Genomic DNA, 17,637 nt, shown 5'->3' with positions numbered 1-17,637 from the left:
CGCTCAGTCCTTCGCGCGCTCGACATAGGCGCCGTCTTCCGTCTGGATGACGACGCGCGTGCCGGTCTGGATGTGCGGAGGCACCATCACACGGGCGCCGTTGGAGAGCTTCGCCGGCTTGTAGGAGGAAGAGGCGGTCTGGCCCTTGAGCGCCGGCTCTGTCTCGACGATCTCGAGCGTCACGCGCGGCGGGAGCTGGATCGCGACGCAGACGCCGTTGAACATGGAAAGGATGCAGACCATGTTTTCCTGCAGCCACTGCGCCTGATCGCCGATCACGTCGGCAGGCACGGCGACCTGCTCGTAGCTCTGCTGGTTCATGAAATGGTGGCCGTCGTCGTCGCTGTAGAGATAGGTGAAGTCCTGATCCTCGACGAAGGCGCGCTCGACCTGCTCGGTCGTCTTGTAGCGGTCGGAGACCTTCACGCCGTCCGAGAGACGGCGCATGTCGATCTGCGTCGTCGGCGTGCCCTTGCCGGGGAAAAAGCTTTCGGCCGTAAGCACGACATAGAGCTGGCCGTCCTCACGCTCAATAATATTGCCCTTACGAATCGAGCTGGCGATGACTTTCACGGGTTTCTTTCCTTCAATGCCGGCTCGCCGGCTCGCGTTCATTGCCGGCATGCGCCGGACTGGTCTATGAACGGGGGTAAGACCATATTTCGCGCGCGCCGGCAAATCCGGCCCGCAGGGAGGCCTCATGACGCGCGCTTCGCCCTGGTGGGCGCGGGATGTTTACGCCGATCGCAAGCCATTTCTCAAGGCGCGCGGCAAGATCACCGCCGCGACAAGGCATTTTTTTGCGTCGGAGGGCTTCACGGAGGTCGAAACCGCGGCCTTGCAGGTCTCCGGCGGCAATGAGACGCATCTTACCGCCTTTTCGACCGAACTGATCGGGCAGGGCGGCGACCGGAGCCGACTTTTTCTCCACACCTCGCCGGAATTCGCCTGTAAAAAGCTGTTGGCGGCCGGCGAAGAACGGATTTTCACGCTCGCCCGCGTGTTCCGGAACCGCGAGCGCTCGGCGCTGCATCACCCGGAATTCACCATGCTGGAGTGGTATCGCGTCGGCGAACCCACGTTGAGGCTGATGGAGGATTGCGCCGGCTTGCTCGCCGCAGCGGCCCGGGCGGCGGGGGCGACGGATCTGGCGTGGCGTGGGCGGGTCTGCGATCCCTTCGAGGAGCCCGAGATCGTCACCTGCTGCGAGGCTTTCGCGGCCCACGCGAGCATCGATCTCGAAGCGCTGCTCGATGACCGTGACGGGCTCGCGCGCGCAGCGGCCCGCGACGGCATTCGCGTGGCGGAGGACGACTCATGGTCGGATCTGTTCAGCAAGATTCTGTCGGAGAAGGTCGAGGGCCGATTGGGGAGCGAACGGCCGACAATTCTCACTGATTATCCCCTGAGTGAAGCTGCGCTGGCGCGTCCGAGCGAGGACGACCCGCGCTTTGCCGACCGCTTCGAACTCTATGTCTGCGGGGTGGAGGTGGCGAACGGCTTCGCCGAACTGACAGACCCCGTCGAACAGCGCCGCCGATTCGAGGCGCAGATGGCGGAGAAGAGCCGCATCTATCGCGAACGCTATCCGATCGACGAGGATTTCCTCGAGGCCCTCCCTCTCATGCCGCAGGCCAGCGGCGTCGCGCTCGGGTTCGACCGGCTCGTCATGCTCGCAACGGGAGCGGAGCGCATCGAACATGTGCTCTGGACGCCGGTCGCAGAGCTGGGTAGCGCAGGATGAGCTTGTCGCGTCTCAGCGGAGAAAAATCGCGACCAGTCCCGCGCCCGCCGCAAAGCCGCACAGCCAGCCAAGCCCGAAGAACTCCACGAGCGTCGCGGGATTGAATGCCTTTGCGACGTCTGCCGACCGCGCAGCCGCCGGTTCTGTCTTCTCAGCCGCCTTGAACTTGTTGAAGACCGGCGCAAACGGCAGATGCAGGTGAGGAATGTGGAAGTGGCCCGTTTCGGCGTATCTTGCGCGCATGGCGATTTCCTCGGTCCCTAGTAGTCTATTATTTCTATAGATTAGTTACCTCTCGTCCCTTGTCAATAGGATTGCGAGGACGCTGCAAGGGACGTAATGCGGCCTCATGAATTTTCAACATGACGCGTCTGACTTGGCCGAGCCCGACCGCCCCAGGGTGAAAAAAACTCTGCTGTCGCTGGACGATCTCGCCGCCGCGGGATTTCTCGGCCCCGGGCGCGCCCAGGCGCTGCGCGGCGTCGAGTCGCAATACAGCGTCGCCGTAACGCCGGACATGGCGGCGCTGATCGACGCCGCCGATCCGGCGGACCCGATCGCGCGGCAATTCCTGCCCGACGCGCGCGAACTCGTGACATTGCCGCAGGAGCTTGCCGATCCGATCGGCGACGACGCGCATAGCCCGGCCCCCGGGCTGGTTCATCGCTACCCCGACCGCGTCCTGCTGAAGCTGCTGACGGTCTGTCCGGTCTATTGCCGATTCTGTTTCCGTCGCGAGACTGTGGGACGCGGCAAGGGCGACGTGCTGTCGCCCGAGGCGACGGACGCGGCGCTGGAATATATCGCCGGACACCGGCAGATTTTCGAGGTCATCCTCACCGGCGGCGACCCGTTGATGCTCTCGGGGCGCCGGCTGTCCGCCGTTGCGCGCCGTCTCGCGAAAATCCCGCACGTCGCCGTCCTGCGCGTCCATACGCGCGCGCCGACCGCCGCGCCGGACCTTGTGACGCAGGAGCGGCTGGACGCGCTGCGAGTGAGCGGCAAGGCTCTTTACGTGGCGCTGCACGTCAATCACTCGCGCGAACTCGCGCCCGCCGCCCGAGCGGCGATCGCGCGCCTGCACGAGGCCGGCGCAACGCTCCTCTCGCAGACGGTCCTGCTGAAAGGCGTCAACGACGACGCTGACACGCTCGAACGGCTCATGCGCGATCTCGTCGCGCTGCGGGTCAAGCCTTACTACCTTCATCACCCCGACCTCGCGCCGGGCACGAGCCATTTCCGGCTGAGCCTCGACGCCGGCCGGCGGATTCACGCGGAGCTGACCCGCCGCGTCACGGGCGTTGCGGTTCCGCGCTACGTGCTCGACATCCCCGGCGGCTTCGGAAAGGCGCCGGTTTCGGACGCGGAAACCGATGGGGAGGGCGGCTGGAGGATCGCCGATCGCTCCGGGCCGGTGCATCTCTATCGCGACGACCCCTAAGATCGCCCCAAGATTGACGCGATTCGCCCGCTTTCTCTTGGCTTCGCGCCCATGGAGACGATACCGCTTGCGTAAATTCACGCTTTTTCTTGCATTATGCCTCGTCGCATTTGCGCCCGCGCTTTCGCGCGGCGATGAAGCGCCGGCGACGATCGACCAGATCAATCAGCGGCTCGACCGTACCCGCGCGACGCTCGATGAGGCGCAAAAAAGCCTTGAAGATCAGAGCCTTTCTGACGGCGCGCTACGGCTTCTGCGTGATCGTATGGACCCGCTGCGGCATGAGCTCGAGGATACGATCGACAAGCTGACGCCGCGGCTTGCCGCAGTTGACGCGCGCCTGAAAGAACTCGCGCCGCCCGAAGCGGCGAAGCCGGCCGAGCCCGAAAAGGCCGCCCCCGCGCCGCCGCCGGCGCCGGTCGCGCCCGCGAAACCCGTTCCCCTGCCGCCGGCAAAGCCCACGGCTGCGAAACCGGACGCCAAAGCCGCAGCGCCCGCGCCGCCGGGGAAGCCGGACAAGGCGACACAGCAACCCCCGCCCGTCTCGGAGCCGGCCCCCGCTTCCGCGGAAGAGAGCGTCAGCGCGGAACTAGTCGAGCAGCGAAAGCTACACGACGCCACCGAAGCCACGCTCAAGCGCGCCCGGGCGCTGCTTCTCGAGGTCAAGCAGGTCACGGTCACGATCGTCGCGCGCCAGCGCGCGCTCTTCGCCAAGACGCTGTTTCTGCGCACAAGCGGCCTGTTCTCGCCGGACCTGTGGCGCGTGGCGCTGGCCGATGCGCCCAGCGCAATCAGCGCAGGCGCCAGTTTCCTGAGTGACCGCGGCGAGAATTTCCTGAGCCGGGTCGAAGGCCGGCGTTCGGAATTTCTTGCGGTCGTGCTGGTGATCTTGCTGGCGTTGCCGCCGGCGCTCATCCTCGCCCGGCGCGTGCTCGCCCGAAACAATTTCGGAACCCAGCCGACAAGAATGCGGCGCGCCGCCTCCGCCGGCTGGACGGCGCTGGTTGCGGCCGCAGTGCCGCTTGCCGCCGCCGCGGCCCTGGGCCTCGCGCTCGACGCCTTCGATCTGCTCGATTCGACGCTCGAACCGGTCTGGCGGCGTATTTTCGAGGCGATTGCGCGGGTCTCCTTCGTTTATGGCATCGCGCGCGCGGTTTTCGCGCCCGGTCATCCCGAATGGCGGGTGGTCGATCCGGGCGACCGTCTCGCGCGGCTTTTCGTGCGGCTTCTCACCGCCGCGGCCGTCGTTTTGTCGATCACGCGACTTCTGGAGCAGGTCGAGGAGACCGTGCAGGCGAGTCTGCCCGTCGTCATCGTCACGCGCGGCGTCGGCGTCATGATCATAGCGGGGCTGTTCGCGCGCGCGCTGATCGCCTTGCCGTCGCACGAGGCCGTGGCGGACGAGGGCGCGCTCGCGACCGCGCACGGGCGCGACTGGCTCGCGGTCACGCGATTTCTCGGCTCGATCGTTCTGCTGGTGATCATTGGCGCCTGCGGCGCGGGTTACGTGACCTTCGCCAATTTCGTGATTCTCCAGACGGGCTGGATGGCGGCGGTCGCCTTCCTTCTTTACGTCGTGGTTGCGCTGGCGGGCGGCGGCGTGGAAGCGGCCTTCTCGCCGGACGGCATACTCGGACACGCTCTCATGGGCGGTCTCGGCCTGCGTCGCGAGCAGCTCGCGCCGATCGGCGTCCTGCTCTCCGGCGCCGTGACGATCGTCGCCTATGTGGGCGCGGCGCTCGTCGCCATCGCCCCGCTGGGCTACCAGTCGAACGACTTTTTCGCCAATGTCCGTTCGGCCTTCTTCTCCTTCAGGATCGGCGACGTCACCGTCTCGCCCTATGGCGCGATCACGTCGACGCTGATCTTCGCGCTCGTCCTCGCGGCGACGCAGGGGCTGCGCCAATGGCTGGACACGCGCCTGCTGCCGCTGACGCGACTCGATGTCGGCTTGCGCAGTTCGATCAGCGCGACGCTGGGATATACGGGCTTCATCCTCGCCGCCGGGCTGGCGATGTCGAATCTCGGCCTCGGTTTCGAGAAGCTCGCGATCGTCGCGGGCGCGCTTTCCGTGGGCATCGGTTTCGGCCTTCAGTCGATCGTCGGCAATTTCGTCTCCGGCCTGATTCTGCTGTGGGAGCGCGCCATTCGCGTCGGCGACTGGGTCGTGCTCGGCGATGAGCAAGGTTATGTGAGGCGGATCAATGTGCGTTCGACGGAGATCGAGACCTTCGACCGCGCGACGATGATCGTGCCCAACTCCAACCTCGTCACCGGCGTGGTGAAGAACTGGCTGCGGGGCGACAAGGTCGGGCGGATCAAGGTTGCAATCTCGCCCCATTCGGGCGTCGACCCCGAGCAGCTGCGCGACATCATGCTCGCCTGCGCGAAGGCGCAGGAGGGCGTCCTGCGTATCCCCGCGCCGCAGGTGATGTTCCTCGGCATGGAGGCCTCGACCTTCAAGTTCGAGCTGTGGTGTTACGTCGAGGATGTGGAGAAATCCTCGCGCGTGCGCAGCGACCTGCATTTCGATCTGCACCAGCGGCTCAAGGCGGCGGGGATCAGCATCGCCGCTTCCGCATCGACGCCGGCTCCCACGATTTTGCAGATCCCCGAACTCGACAAGCTCGCGGCCGCCGCCGCCGTCAGCGCATTGGCGATAGAGGCGGGCGTCGGGCAGGAGACGGAGAAGAAGGAAGCGTCCGCCGAGGCGCAGACCGGGAACGAGAAATCCTCCGAAGAGGCGCGGGAGGAGAAGGTCGCGTGAAGCGGCCTTTTTTCCGCGCTCTCGCGTCTCTACCTTCGACGCAGGAGGAAACCATGCACGTAACCGGATGGCGGCGCGCGCCGCGTCTCATCGCCGCTTTCGCGCTCATGCTCCTTGCGGTCTTCTACTTCGGCGAGACGCCTCTGGGCTGGGCGACCGCCGCGCTCGGCGTCGCGGTGTTCATTTCCGGCTCGGCGGGATTGTGCCTTGCCTGCGCCTTGAGAGGTTGCCGGGTGCGCCTGCCGTCGGGTGGGTGAAAATTCCGGAAGCGCGTGTTAGAGGGGCTGCCTCGACCCCCTCCAACCACGGCCCCCATGTCTCAAGTCGTCACGCGATTCGCTCCTTCCCCCACCGGCTTCCTGCATATCGGCGGGGCGAGAACCGCCCTGTTCAACTGGCTTTACGCCAGGCGCCATGGCGGGCGCATGATGCTGCGAATCGAGGACACCGACCGGGAACGCTCCACGCAGGCGGCGATCGACGCCATCATCGACGGAATGAAGTGGCTCGGCCTCGATTGGGACGGCGACATCGTCTATCAATATTCACGCGCCGCGCGGCATCGCGAGGTGGCGGAGGAACTGCTGGCGAGGGGCAAGGCCTATCGCTGCTACGCCTCCGCGCAGGAGCTGGAGGAGATGCGCGAGAAAGCGCGCGCCGAGAAGCGCCCGCCGCGCTACGACGGCCGCTGGCGCGACCGCGATCCTTCCGAGGCGCCCGCCGGCGTCGCGCCGGTGATCCGGCTGAAGTCGCCGCTCGACGGCGAGACGGTCATCGAGGACGCCGTGCAGGGTCGCGTCGTGTTCCCCAACAAGGACATCGACGATTTCGTGCTGCTGCGCTCCGACGGCAATCCGACCTATATGCTCGCCGTCGTCGTCGACGACCACGACATGGGCGTGACGCAGATCATCCGCGGCGACGACCATCTCACCAACGCCGCGCGCCAGAAGCACATCTATGAAGCGATGGGTTGGGAGACGCCGGCCTTCGCGCATATTCCGCTGATTCACGGGCCGGACGGCGCCAAGCTCTCCAAGCGCCACGGCGCGCTCGGCGTCGACGCCTATCGCGCCATGGGTTATCTGCCGGCGGCGCTGCGCAACTATCTCGTGCGGCTGGGCTGGAGCCAGGGCGACAAGGAATTCTTTTCGCTGCCGGAGATGATCGAGGCGTTCGATCTCTCCCAGGTTCATCGCTCCCCCGCGCGTTTCGATTACGCCAAGCTCGAAAACATGAACGGGCATTATCTGCGCGACTCGAACGATGACGAATTGTTCGAGACGCTGGTGGCGACGCTCCCTTATCTCGAAGGCGGCGAGGCGGTCACGGGGGCGCTCGACGACAGGAAGCGCGCGCAATTGCGCGCCGCGCTGCCGGGACTGAAGGCGCGCGCCAAGACGCTCAACGAACTCGTCGACGGCGCCGCCTTCCTTTTCGTGCAGCGTCCCTTGCCGCTCGACGAAAAGGCTCAGAAGCTTCTCTCCGCCGACGCGCGTGCGCGGCTCGCGGCGCTCGGGCCAAAGCTTGCGGCGCTCCCCGACTGGACGGCTGCGGCGACGGAGGGCGTCGTGCGCGATCTGTCCGTCGAACTCGGGGTCAAGCTCGGCGACCTCGCCCAGCCGCTGCGCGCAGCGCTCACCGGCCGCTCGACCTCGCCGGGAATCTTCGACGTGCTCGAAATTCTCGGACGCGAGGAAAGCCTCGGCCGGATCGCCGATCAGAGCGTCTGACGGGGCGCCTCGAAAAGCGGCTTTCGGCGAGCCGGAGCCGCCTTTCCTGCGGGCGTTCCGCAGCGCTTTGCAGCTTGACAGCGCTTATGGCTGCTATAGCTTTTGCACTGCACAACCCGGCGTCCTGCCGACAGAAAATGTGCGTTATTCGAGGCCTGCCGACGAGTTGACGCAGTTCTTGCGTAGCGTCGCCGCGCGCCGTGACGAACATGAGTCGCGTTTCGCGCGAAAGGCTGATGAGAGGGGTCGCAATGGCCGAGAAAAAGGGTTCCTTCGCCATCGAGGGCAAAACCATCGATCTTCCCGTAATGGAGGGCACGATGGGGCCGGCCGTCGTGGACATTCGCCATCTCTATTCAGAGACCGAAATGTTCACCTTCGACCCCGGATTCACTTCGACGGCCTCCTGCGAATCGAAGATCACTTTCATCGACGGCGACGCCGGCGTGCTGCTCTACCGCGGCTATCCGATCGATCAGCTCGCCGAGCATGGCGACTTTCTGGAAACCTGCTATCTGCTGCTCTACGGCGAACTGCCATCGGCGGCGGAGAAGGCGAATTTCGATTATCGCATCACGCGCCACACCATGGTGCATGAGCAGATGGCGCGGTTCTTCCAGGGCTTCCGTCGTGACGCGCATCCGATGGCTGTGATGGTCGCCTCGGTCGGCGCGCTCTCGGCCTTCTATCACGACTCGACGAACATCGTTGATCCCGTGCAGCGCATGGTCGCCTCGACGCGCATGATCGCGAAGATCCCGACGCTCGCGGCCATGGCCTACAAATATTCGATCGGCCAGCCTTTCGTTTATCCCAAGAACGATCTCGACTATACGTCGAATTTCCTGCGCATGTGCTTTGCGGTGCCCTGCGAGGAATACAAGGTCAATCCCGTGCTTTCCCGCGCGCTCGACCGCATCTTCATCCTGCACGCGGACCATGAGCAGAACGCGTCGACGTCGACCGTCCGTCTGTCGGGCTCCTCGGGCGCCAATCCCTTCGCCTGCATCGCGGCCGGCATCGCCTCGCTGTGGGGGCCGGCGCATGGCGGCGCCAATGAGGCCGTGCTGAAAATGCTGGCGGAGATCGGCACGCCGGAGCGGATTCCGCAGTTCATCGCCCGCGCGAAGGACAAGAACGATCCGTTCCGCCTGATGGGCTTCGGCCATCGCGTCTACAAGAATTACGATCCGCGCGCGAAGATCATGCAGCGCACGACGCGCGAAGTCCTGAACGAACTCGGCGTGAAGGACGATCTTCTCGACGTCGCGCTGGAGCTGGAGCGCATCGCCCTTTCGGACGAGTATTTCATCGAGAAGAAGCTTTATCCCAATATCGACTTCTACTCGGGGATAACGCTAAAGGCGATGAACTTCCCGGTATCGATGTTCACCGTGCTCTTTGCGGTCGCGCGCACGGTCGGCTGGATTGCGCAGTGGAAGGAGATGATCGAGGATTCCGGCTCCAAGATCGGCCGTCCGCGTCAGCTTTACACGGGCGAGAAGCGTCGCGACTACGTGCCGATGTCGAAGCGGTAAAACACTTCGCGTTGTGATCAACCCGACCTTTGAGCTTCCAGAAGGCGGCTTAGAATTCGAGCCGCCGCTCTGTGTTTTTGGACTAAGCGGAGGCTTAAGCTGTCTCTCCGCGAGTAATGGTTTATGTTGGTTGCTTCTGCCAGATGGATACATGCGCCTATGGACTGACTTGACCGATAGCCGGCTTCCAGTTGCAATCAGTAAGCTTGGGCGCTTGAGGCCTTTGACGAAAAGCTATTTCCGCGAAGCTGAAGCGCTGCAAGAAACCGTAGGAGCTACTAATTTCAGCATTTTGGATAACGACGCAAATAGCGAAGATAGGCGGCAATTTGAAAGATGGAGCGGCCTTTCTGTTGCTCTTGAGAACCTTGAGGAGCGAAATAGTTCCGCTAGAGCGATGAGGATCGGCAACCAAATTCTATTTTGCTCACGAAATATCGGATGGCTCGAAAAAATTTATAGGGAAACAATTATCAAAAAATTCAGCAGTGATAGCATTTCTCGCCCAGAAGAAGAGTGTTTTTCCTATTCGGAAGATGCCTATTCTTCTGAAATTGGATATCGTACACAATCTTGCTTGGATTCGCTTTTTGCGTTGCGCGATTTCCTGTTCTCTTTCGTATTCCATGATATGTATAAAGGAGAAAAATACGCTTGGAATAAACTAGAGAAGTGTTTACGAGAAGATGGAGACCTCCATAAACCGCGATTTTGGCTGGTGGAGGTCGTCGCATACCGGCGACCGTCTCGCGAGCGCGGATTGGGCTGGCTGATATCTTGGCCTCAGGCGGCTGCGGCAGCCTTACTGTCGGCTCCCGGCCTCAGGCCGTTGCGTATTTTCCCTTCAGGAAGACGAAGCGGCGCATGTTGTAGGCGAGATTGGCGAGGCCGATCTTGACCCTGGCCCTTCCGATGCCGATCGTGCGGACAAAGAGGGCCATCGGTCCCTTTTGCAAGGCGAACACATGCTCGACTGCGCTGCGCACCTTCGACTTCTGCGCATTGGCGATCCGCACGCGTTCCGGCATCGGCCGGCCCTGCGGCTTCTTCCTGTGGATGCGCGAGACGAAGCCGCGCCGTGTCAGCATGGCCTCGTTCTTCGCCGAGCGATAGGCCGTATCCGCCCAGACGTCGCTCGCCGTGTTGGTCCGGTCCAGAACGTCTTCGAGCCGCGCGCCGTCATGCGCGGCGGCGTGGGTCGCCGTCCATTTGCGGATGAGGCCGAAGCCGCGGTCGATCGACACGTGATTCTTGTAGCCGAACGCCGCAATGGCCAGATCGACCGGCGGAAGCGAGCCATCCTCGCGCGGCTTGGCCTTGCTGTATTTCACCGTCCAGCGCGCGTCGCGATCTTTCTGCGCGAGCTTCTTCGGCTTGTCCGTCCAGCCATTCGGAATGCGGCCGTCCCGGATCGCCTTCTTTTCTTCAAGCGTATTGCGCTGCCTGGGCGCGGCGACGATCGTCGCATCGACAATCTGTCCGCTCATCGCCAGAAAGCCCGCTTCGCGCAGCGCCGTGTCGAAGCGCGCGAACAGGGCGTCGACGGCGTCGGCCTTTTTCAGCGCCTCGCGAAACGACCAGATCGTATTGGCGTCGGGAACCGCGTCGGCGAGCCCCAAGCCGAGGAAGCGCATGAAGGACAGCCGGTCCTTGATCAGATATTCGCAGCGCTCGTCGGAGAGCGCATGCATGGCCTGCAGGATCAGGATCTTGAACATGAACACATGATCGAATGGCGGCCGCCCGCCCTTCGAGCGATCCCCGCGCGGAACCGCCGACTCCAGAGAAGGGCGGAACAATTCGAAATCGACGAGAGCGTTCAGCCGCTCCAGATCGTCGCCCTTGGCCGACAACTCCGCCAGGCGCTCGTCCACATCGAAAAAACCGGGAGCTTCTTTCGTCATGCCCGCCATCCCCTTCGCGACATGATATGAGTGAATCAGCTCAAGCGCATTTTGCCCAGGGGTTTATGGAGGTGTCCAGATGATCGTTTTAATTTGGCGGGCGAAATCCTGCATCGAACAGAACAAGGGTCGCAGCCAGGCTCAATAGCGCTTATGTCGCTTTATAGAAATGTGTTGTTTCATTATCTTGGGCCACGATATGGCATTGCTCGGCCTATGTACACTTTTAATATTGAAAGTACGGAGTTCGGTGATATTCCATTTCTTATATCTCCACTGTACGATGATTTTGAGGCCCTTAAATTGGTAGAGAGAGGTCAAGTTTCTCTCGGTTGGCTTGATCGCGAGGGTGAATTTGAGAGATTTTTGCGTTGTAAAAGCCATATCGACGCATTGGAGTTTTGCTTCGACAGTTATTCAGAACTATTGAAAGTTGGTCGCGCGATCGAGAGAGTTATTGATATCAAATCCGAGATACGAAAAATTACAGAAAAAGAGATTTTAAGTGGAGAATTTCGAGATGAATTGGGAAATTTAACTCGCTATCGTCGTAATGACTCTGGTCAGCTGGAGCAATTCTGAGACTTCGGGCGAAACTGATTTTCGCTGCCGGACTGGTTCAAATTAGTGCGTGGATGGCTTACATCCACGCTCACCGACGTCAAATGCAGAGCCGCTGTGTCATCTCAACTCTCGGATATCTGGTTCGAAACGCGCGTCGCGGCGGAAAGCCTCGCCGACTTCATGACGGGCGCCCGCCTGCGGCTTGGCGTGACCGGCCTGTCGCGCGCGGGCAAGACGGTCTTCATCACCGCGCTGGTGCACAATCTCACCCGCGCGGTCGCCGCGGGCCGCAAGGCGCAGCTGCCCGTCTTTCGCGCGTTGACGGAGGGGCGGATCAGCGCCGCGCATCTCGATCCGCAGCCCGACTATAGCGTCCCGCGATTTGCCTATGAGGAGCATCTTCGCGCGCTCACCGGGCCCGACCGGCACTGGCCGCAATCGACGCGGCGCATTTCCGAACTCCGGGTCACGCTGGAATATACGGCCAAGTCCTGGTCGTTGCGGAACATGGCGCAGAACAATACGCGGCTCGACATCGACATCGTCGATTATCCCGGCGAGTGGCTGCTCGACCTGCCGCTGCTCGGCAAGACCTTCGCGCAATGGTCGCGCGAGACCTTGGAGGCGGCGAGCGTGGCGGCGCGCGCGCCGATTGCGGCCGACTGGCGCGGCGCGACGGCGATGGCGGATCCGAAGGCGCGCTATTCCGAGGAAACAGCGCAAAATCTGGCGCGGTTGTTCACCAATTACCTGCGCCTCGCCAAGACGGAGCGCTATGCGCTCTCCACGCTGCCGCCCGGCCGTTTTCTGATGCCCGGCGATCTCGAAGGCTCGCCTGCGCTCACCTTCGCGCCGCTGCCGGTGGAGGAGGGGCAAGACCTTCCCTATCGCAGCCTCGGCCGCGAGATGGAGCGCCGCTACGAGGCCTACAAGGCGCATGTCGTTCGGCCCTTCTTTCGCGACCATTTTGCGCGGCTCGACCGGCAGATCGTGCTGGTGGACGCGCTGGCGGCGCTCAACTCCGGCCCCGCCGCCGTGCGCGACCTGGAAACCGCGCTGACCGACGTGCTGATGGCCTTCCGCACCGGGCGCTCGAATCTGTTCTCGACGATCTTCCGTCCGAAGATCGACCGCATCCTCTTCGCCGCGACAAAGGCCGACCACCTTCACCACACCAGTCACGACCGACTCGAAGGCGTGCTGCGGCATCTCACGGGACGGGCGATCACGCGCGCGGAAGGCGTCGGCGCCAAGATCGACGTGATCGCGCTCGCCGCCGTGCGCGCCACCCGAGAGGCCATGGTGCGCCACGAGGGCGAGCAGCTTTCCGCGATCGTCGGCACGCCGATCAAGGGCGAGCGCATCGGCGATGAGGTTTTCGACGGGGTGGAGGAGGGCGCGATCTTCCCCGGCGAACTGCCCGAGGACCCCGGCAAGGTCTTCCGCGGCGACGCGTTGGGGCTCGGAGACGAGGATGCGGATTTCCGCTTTCTGAAATTCCGTCCGCCGATCGCCTCGCTGGGGCAGGACAAGCTGGCCCTGCCGCTTCCGCATATCCGGCTCGACCGTGCGATGGAGTTCCTGTTCGGCGACCGGCTCAGCTGAGGCGCGAGATGACGCGGCCGCGCGCCGCGCTACCTATCGAGGGTAATCCTGGTTCGGGAGCGCCCCCATGCAAAACCATGTCTACAAGGTCGTGGAACTCGTCGGCTCTTCGCCGGACAGCGTCGAAGACGCAATCTCCGCCGCGATCCAGCGCGCCGGAGAGTCGTTGCGAAACATGCGGTGGTTCGAGGTCGCGCAGATCCGGGGCGGTTTGGAAAAGGGCGCAGTCAGCCACTATCAGGTCGTGCTGAAAGTGGGCTTTACGCTCGATCGGGAGGATGAATAGCGCAAGGGAAGGGGAGCGCACGCGCGCGCTCCGCTTCTGTGCGGTCACGACATCATGCCGCGAATCCTGCCGGCCTCGCCGCCGGCGTCGGACCACAGGCGCGTTCCCGCCTCCCAGAAATGCTGGACGTCGGCCATGGCGCGCCGGGCGTCTTCCGTCGCCATCTCGATGTGTTTGACGGTCCAGTGCTGATAGGCGTCAGCGGCGTCCGAAACGGAGCGCGCCGCCGTCAACTTGCCGGTGAACTCGAGAGCGAGCGACGCTTCACTCTGGTAGCGATCGAGCCACTGCTTGTTAGACTCCTGAAAACGATCCCACAATTGCCGATAATTGTCGCTGAAGCCTTCCTCGCCTCGCGCCCCTGCGGAGTCACTCGATCTGTCTGGCCCCGCGCGCCTGTCCCGCGCCTCATCCTGACTGGTCATGCCTTCGTCCCTCCTTGATTTGGGGTGGTCAGCCGCTTCCCCGGGCGACAGATAGGGCGTTCCGGCGATTTGACGCCCTCGGCGGCGAAATTTCCGCAGGCGACATAAGGCCGCGGTCTCGACATTCGGCCGCGCGTCCTGTATGGGAGGCGCGCCTCAACTAAAACAGCGTTCCGAAACGCTCGTCGGCCCGCAAGGCTACAGACGAAACGGCAGGAGTTTACAACGATGAACATTATCGAGCAGCTCGAGGCCGAGCAGGCCGCCAGGCTCGTCGAAGGCAAGACGATCCCCGATTTCCGCCCCGGCGACACGGTGATCGTGAACGTCAAGGTCAAGGAAGGCGACCGCTCGCGCGTCCAGGCCTATGAAGGCGTCGTGATCGCCCGCAACGGCGGCGGTCTCAACGAGTCCTTCACTGTCCGCAAGATTTCCTATGGCGAGGGCGTCGAGCGCGTCTTCCCGATCCATGGGCCGCTGATCGATTCGATCAAGGTCGTGCGCCGCGGCAAGGTCCGTCGCGCCAAGCTCTATTACCTGCGCGATCGTCGCGGCAAGTCGGCCCGTATCGCCGAGCGCGTCGACACCAAGCCGAAGGCTTCGGCCGCAAAGTAAGACCCGCGTCTCAGAGTATTTCGAGCCGCCCGGCGCCCAGAGGCTCCGGGCGGTTTTGCATTTGGGCTGCTCACTTCTCCAGCTGGCCGTTCAGGATCCAGCGGTGGCCGAAGGGGTCGCGCAGGCTCGCGTAGCGCGTGCCCCAGAAAGAGTTTGTCGGCTGCGTCTCGATCTTGGCGCCGAGCTTCGCGGCGCGGTCGCAAGTCTCGTCGACTTCCTTGGCCGTATCGTATTCGAGGCTGACCGAAACGGTGGCCTGATCGCCGGGCATGGGAACGCGGGTCTGTCCGAATTCGGGAAAAAAGTCGGCGAGCATCACCGAGCCGCCATTGATGAGCAATTCACAATGGGCGATGCGCAGGCCGTCGACCGACGGCATGAGCGCGCGCTGCTTGGCGCCGAAGGCCCCTGTGTAGAAGGCGATGGCGGCGGCGGCCGGACTGACGGTGAGATAAGGCGCGACCTTCGGGCGATTCATCCATTATCCTCCGGCAGGGCGTCGATCGGATCGCCCCAGTTCTTTTTGCGAACCCTTTCATATCGAGCCTTATCGCGCTTGGGCGTGAAAGTCTCGCGTATTCCATTGCGCCCGCATACCCTTGTCGAAATTCCCGGCTTGCCGGCGCGCGGCGGCGCGATCAGGCGCGCGGGCGCCGGCGTGCCCGTCCTGCCGGCGATCAGCCAGGAGAATTTCTCGTCCTCGAAGGGCGCGTCGGCGCCTTTCAGCAATTTATGGTCCCGCGAGCGCGGAAGGCGCACCGAAAAATGGCACCAGTCCGTCGCCTGAAGGGGGCAGGGGGCGGCGTGGGGGCAGGGGGCGAGAATCGTCGCGCCGATTTCGATCAGCCGGGCGCGGACGCCCATCAGCCGCGCATGATCGCGCGGCGTTCCCGGCTCGACGATGACGAGCGCGCCCCGCGTGCGGCCCCAAAGCGCCGCTGCGATGCGGGGCAAATCGGCGTCCGGCAGCTCGGTGAGCGCATAGGCGACGGCGACGAGGTCATGAGCTGACGCCGCCTCGGACAGGCGGGCGATGTCGGCCTCGGCGACGCGGGCCTTTGCGACCTGAACCGGGCCGCTCTCAGCGGCAAGCGCCGCAGCCAGCGCAAGAAAGGCGCGGCTGCGGTCGAGCATCTCGACGCTCTCGATCTCCGGCCAGACCTGCGTTGCCGCATAGGAGGCTGCGCCCAGCCCGCAACCGACGTCGAGGAGGCTCTGCGGCGCAAAAGCCGGCTGCTCCTCTTGCAGCCGCCCCAGCGCTGTGACGACGGCGGCGTAGGTCGCAGGCATGCGGGTGAGCGCATAGGCGAGCGCGTCGATCTCGTCGCGGATGGCTTCGGCCGTGGGCTTTCGGGCGCGATAGCTCTCGGAAAGCCGTTGCGCGCTCTCGGCGAGCGCCTTTCGCGGCCGGCGCTCGAGCCGGGCCGAAATCGCGGCGGCCAAACCCGCGGGCAGGGCGGGCGACGGCCCGCTCAACGCGGCCTCGCGGCGGGGGAGGGGCGCAAACTCTCTTCCATGGGGCTTGCGTTACGGTTAGAAGACCCTCAATTCAAGGGCCAGGCCGCTCAGGCGGCAAGAGGAACAGGAAGACATGTCCAATTCGACCGGGCCGCGCACGCTATATGACAAGATCTGGGACGACCATGTCGTCGACCAACAGGATGACGGCGCCTGCCTGCTCTACATCGACCGCCATCTCGTGCATGAAGTGACGAGTCCGCAGGCGTTCGAAGGGCTGCGCATGTCGGGCCGCAAGGTCCGCGCGCCGGGAAAGACGCTCGCGGTCGTCGATCACAATGTGCCGACCACCGACCGCTCCCTGCCGATCGAGGACCCGGAGAGCAAGGCGCAGGTCGAACAGCTGGCGATCAACGCGAAGGAATTCGGCGTCGAATATTACAATGAGCATGACCGCCGTCAGGGCGTCGTGCATATCGTCGGACCCGAGCAGGGCTTCACGCTGCCCGGCATGACCATAGTTTGCGGCGACAGCCACACCTCGACGCATGGCGCCTTCGGCGCGCTGGCGCATGGCATCGGCACGTCGGAGGTCGAGCACGTCCTCGCAACCCAGACGCTGATCCAGAAGAAAGCCAAGAACATGCTGGTGCAGGTCGACGGCAAGCTCGCCGACGGCGCCACCGCCAAGGATATTATCCTGGCCATAATCGGCGAGATCGGCACCGCTGGCGGCACCGGCTACGTCATCGAATATGCGGGCGAAGCGATCCGCGACCTTTCCATGGAAGGCCGCATGACCGTTTGCAACATGTCGATCGAAGCCGGCGCCCGCGCCGGCCTCATCGCGCCGGACGAAAAGACTTTCGCCTATATCAAGGACCGCCCGAAGGCGCCAAAGGGCGAGGCCTTCGACATGGCGCGCAAATATTGGGAGACGCTCTTCACCGACGAAGGCGCGCATTACGACAAGGTCATCAGGCTCGACGCTTCGAAGCTCCCGCCGATCGTGACCTGGGGCACCTCGCCGGAGGACGTGGCGTCGATTGACGGAACGGTGCCGACCCCGGATAGCGCCAAAACCCCGCAAAAGCGCGCCGCCATCGAGCGCGCACTCGAATATATGGGCCTCAAGGGCGGGGAGAAGATGACGGACATCGAGATCGACCGCGTCTTCATCGGCTCTTGCACCAATGGCCGCATCGAGGATCTTCGCGCCGCGGCGAAGGTGGTCGAGGGCAAGAAGGTCGCCGATCGCGTCAACGCCATGGTGGTGCCGGGCTCGGGCCTCGTGAAGGAGCAGGCCGAGGCCGAGGGTCTGGACAAGATCTTCATCGCCGCGGGCTTCGAGTGGCGCGAGCCGGGCTGCTCCATGTGCCTTGCGATGAACCCCGACCGTCTGGCGCCGGGCGAGCGCTGCGCCTCGACTTCGAACCGCAATTTCGAGGGCCGCCAGGGCTTCAAGGGCCGCACCCATCTCGTGTCGCCCGCGATGGCGGCCGCGGCGGCGATCGCCGGCCGCTTCGTCGACGTGCGGAACTGGAAGTAAGGGGCCGC

Annotated in this window: 18 protein-coding genes; 12 read left to right on the top strand and 6 right to left on the bottom strand. The window is 63.9% G+C overall.

Annotated features, from left to right (window positions below; translation table 11 throughout):
- Positions 1-3: 3 nt before the first annotated feature.
- Positions 4-573, bottom strand: a complete 570-nt coding sequence (gene efp, locus LG047_RS04070) for an elongation factor P (RefSeq protein ID WP_036287492.1) — start codon at positions 571-573, stop codon at positions 4-6.
- 127 nt (positions 574-700) lie between these two features.
- On the opposite strand from efp, the gene epmA reads away from it, so the two are divergent.
- Entirely contained in the window at positions 701-1,744 is a 1,044-nt protein-coding gene (gene epmA / locus LG047_RS04065; protein WP_227965603.1) for an EF-P lysine aminoacylase EpmA, read from the top strand.
- Positions 1,745-1,756: 12 nt separating this feature from the next.
- On the opposite strand, the gene LG047_RS04060 is transcribed toward epmA, so the two are convergent.
- Complete coding sequence (locus LG047_RS04060) at positions 1,757-1,987, bottom strand: hypothetical protein (protein WP_227965602.1); 231 nt, start codon at positions 1,985-1,987, stop codon at positions 1,757-1,759.
- A 106-nt stretch (positions 1,988-2,093) separates the two neighbouring features.
- Between LG047_RS04060 and LG047_RS04055 the strand changes: the two genes are divergently transcribed.
- The 6 genes from LG047_RS04055 to LG047_RS04030 all read left to right on the top strand — a co-directional run bounded on the left by LG047_RS04055 (position 2,094) and on the right by LG047_RS04030 (position 10,121).
- Positions 2,094-3,185 (top strand): lysine-2,3-aminomutase-like protein, encoded by a 1,092-nt coding sequence (locus LG047_RS04055; protein WP_227965600.1) that lies wholly within the window; start codon positions 2,094-2,096, stop codon positions 3,183-3,185.
- A gap of 67 nt (positions 3,186-3,252) precedes the next feature.
- Positions 3,253-5,952: a DUF3772 domain-containing protein gene (locus LG047_RS04050; protein WP_227965598.1), complete on the top strand. Its 2,700-nt coding sequence runs from the start codon at positions 3,253-3,255 to the stop codon at positions 5,950-5,952.
- A gap of 53 nt (positions 5,953-6,005) precedes the next feature.
- Complete coding sequence (locus LG047_RS04045) at positions 6,006-6,209, top strand: YgaP-like transmembrane domain (RefSeq protein ID WP_036282466.1); 204 nt, start codon at positions 6,006-6,008, stop codon at positions 6,207-6,209.
- 57 nt (positions 6,210-6,266) lie between these two features.
- The gene (gene gltX / locus LG047_RS04040) at positions 6,267-7,685 is read left to right on the top strand and encodes a glutamate--tRNA ligase (RefSeq protein ID WP_227965596.1); all 1,419 of its coding nucleotides are present in this window, start codon (positions 6,267-6,269) and stop codon (positions 7,683-7,685) included.
- Positions 7,686-7,936: 251 nt separating this feature from the next.
- Positions 7,937-9,223: a citrate synthase gene (locus tag LG047_RS04035; protein WP_370634986.1), complete on the top strand. Its 1,287-nt coding sequence runs from the start codon at positions 7,937-7,939 to the stop codon at positions 9,221-9,223.
- A 223-nt stretch (positions 9,224-9,446) separates the two neighbouring features.
- Complete coding sequence (locus LG047_RS04030) at positions 9,447-10,121, top strand: hypothetical protein (protein ID WP_227965594.1); 675 nt, start codon at positions 9,447-9,449, stop codon at positions 10,119-10,121.
- Here the strand turns inward: LG047_RS04030 and LG047_RS04025 are convergent.
- Positions 10,045-11,127: a transposase gene (locus LG047_RS04025; protein ID WP_227965592.1), complete on the bottom strand. Its 1,083-nt coding sequence runs from the start codon at positions 11,125-11,127 to the stop codon at positions 10,045-10,047. The genes LG047_RS04030 and LG047_RS04025 overlap by 77 nt on opposite strands.
- Before the next feature lie 30 nt (positions 11,128-11,157).
- On the opposite strand from LG047_RS04025, the gene LG047_RS04020 reads away from it, so the two are divergent.
- From LG047_RS04020 to LG047_RS04010, 3 genes are all read left to right on the top strand, one after another.
- Positions 11,158-11,709: a hypothetical protein gene (locus tag LG047_RS04020; RefSeq protein ID WP_227965590.1), complete on the top strand. Its 552-nt coding sequence runs from the start codon at positions 11,158-11,160 to the stop codon at positions 11,707-11,709.
- A gap of 162 nt (positions 11,710-11,871) precedes the next feature.
- Positions 11,872-13,296, top strand: coding sequence for a YcjX family protein (locus LG047_RS04015; RefSeq protein WP_227968426.1), 1,425 nt, complete (start codon positions 11,872-11,874; stop codon positions 13,294-13,296).
- A 67-nt stretch (positions 13,297-13,363) separates the two neighbouring features.
- On the top strand, positions 13,364-13,582 hold the full coding sequence (locus LG047_RS04010; protein ID WP_036282460.1) for a dodecin: 219 nt from the start codon (positions 13,364-13,366) through the stop codon (positions 13,580-13,582).
- Positions 13,583-13,626: 44 nt separating this feature from the next.
- Here the strand turns inward: LG047_RS04010 and LG047_RS04005 are convergent, their stop codons facing one another.
- On the bottom strand, positions 13,627-14,007 hold the full coding sequence (locus LG047_RS04005; protein WP_227965588.1) for a hypothetical protein: 381 nt from the start codon (positions 14,005-14,007) through the stop codon (positions 13,627-13,629).
- A gap of 228 nt (positions 14,008-14,235) precedes the next feature.
- Between LG047_RS04005 and rplS the strand changes: the two genes are divergently transcribed.
- Entirely contained in the window at positions 14,236-14,622 is a 387-nt protein-coding gene (gene rplS / locus LG047_RS04000; protein ID WP_227965586.1) for a 50S ribosomal protein L19, read from the top strand.
- Positions 14,623-14,692: 70 nt separating this feature from the next.
- Here the strand turns inward: rplS and LG047_RS03995 are convergent, their stop codons facing one another.
- Both LG047_RS03995 and LG047_RS03990 read right to left on the bottom strand, forming a co-directional pair.
- A complete protein-coding gene (locus LG047_RS03995; RefSeq protein WP_036282456.1) occupies positions 14,693-15,100 on the bottom strand; it encodes a glyoxalase/bleomycin resistance/extradiol dioxygenase family protein in 408 nt (135 codons plus the stop codon).
- On the bottom strand, positions 15,097-16,098 hold the full coding sequence (locus LG047_RS03990) for a small ribosomal subunit Rsm22 family protein (protein WP_227965584.1): 1,002 nt from the start codon (positions 16,096-16,098) through the stop codon (positions 15,097-15,099). The genes LG047_RS03995 and LG047_RS03990 overlap by 4 nt, the downstream gene beginning before the upstream one ends.
- Positions 16,099-16,213: 115 nt before the next feature.
- Between LG047_RS03990 and leuC the strand changes: the two genes are divergently transcribed.
- Positions 16,214-17,629, top strand: a complete 1,416-nt coding sequence (gene leuC, locus LG047_RS03985) for a 3-isopropylmalate dehydratase large subunit (RefSeq protein WP_227965582.1) — start codon at positions 16,214-16,216, stop codon at positions 17,627-17,629.
- The last annotated feature ends 8 nt before the right edge of the window (positions 17,630-17,637 follow it).

The organism is Methylocystis sp. WRRC1, from assembly GCF_020733155.1.
Lineage (GTDB): Bacteria > Pseudomonadota > Alphaproteobacteria > Rhizobiales > Beijerinckiaceae > Methylocystis.
The sequence above is the reverse complement of the archived record's forward strand: the minus strand, read 5'-3'. Positions and strand labels throughout refer to the sequence as shown.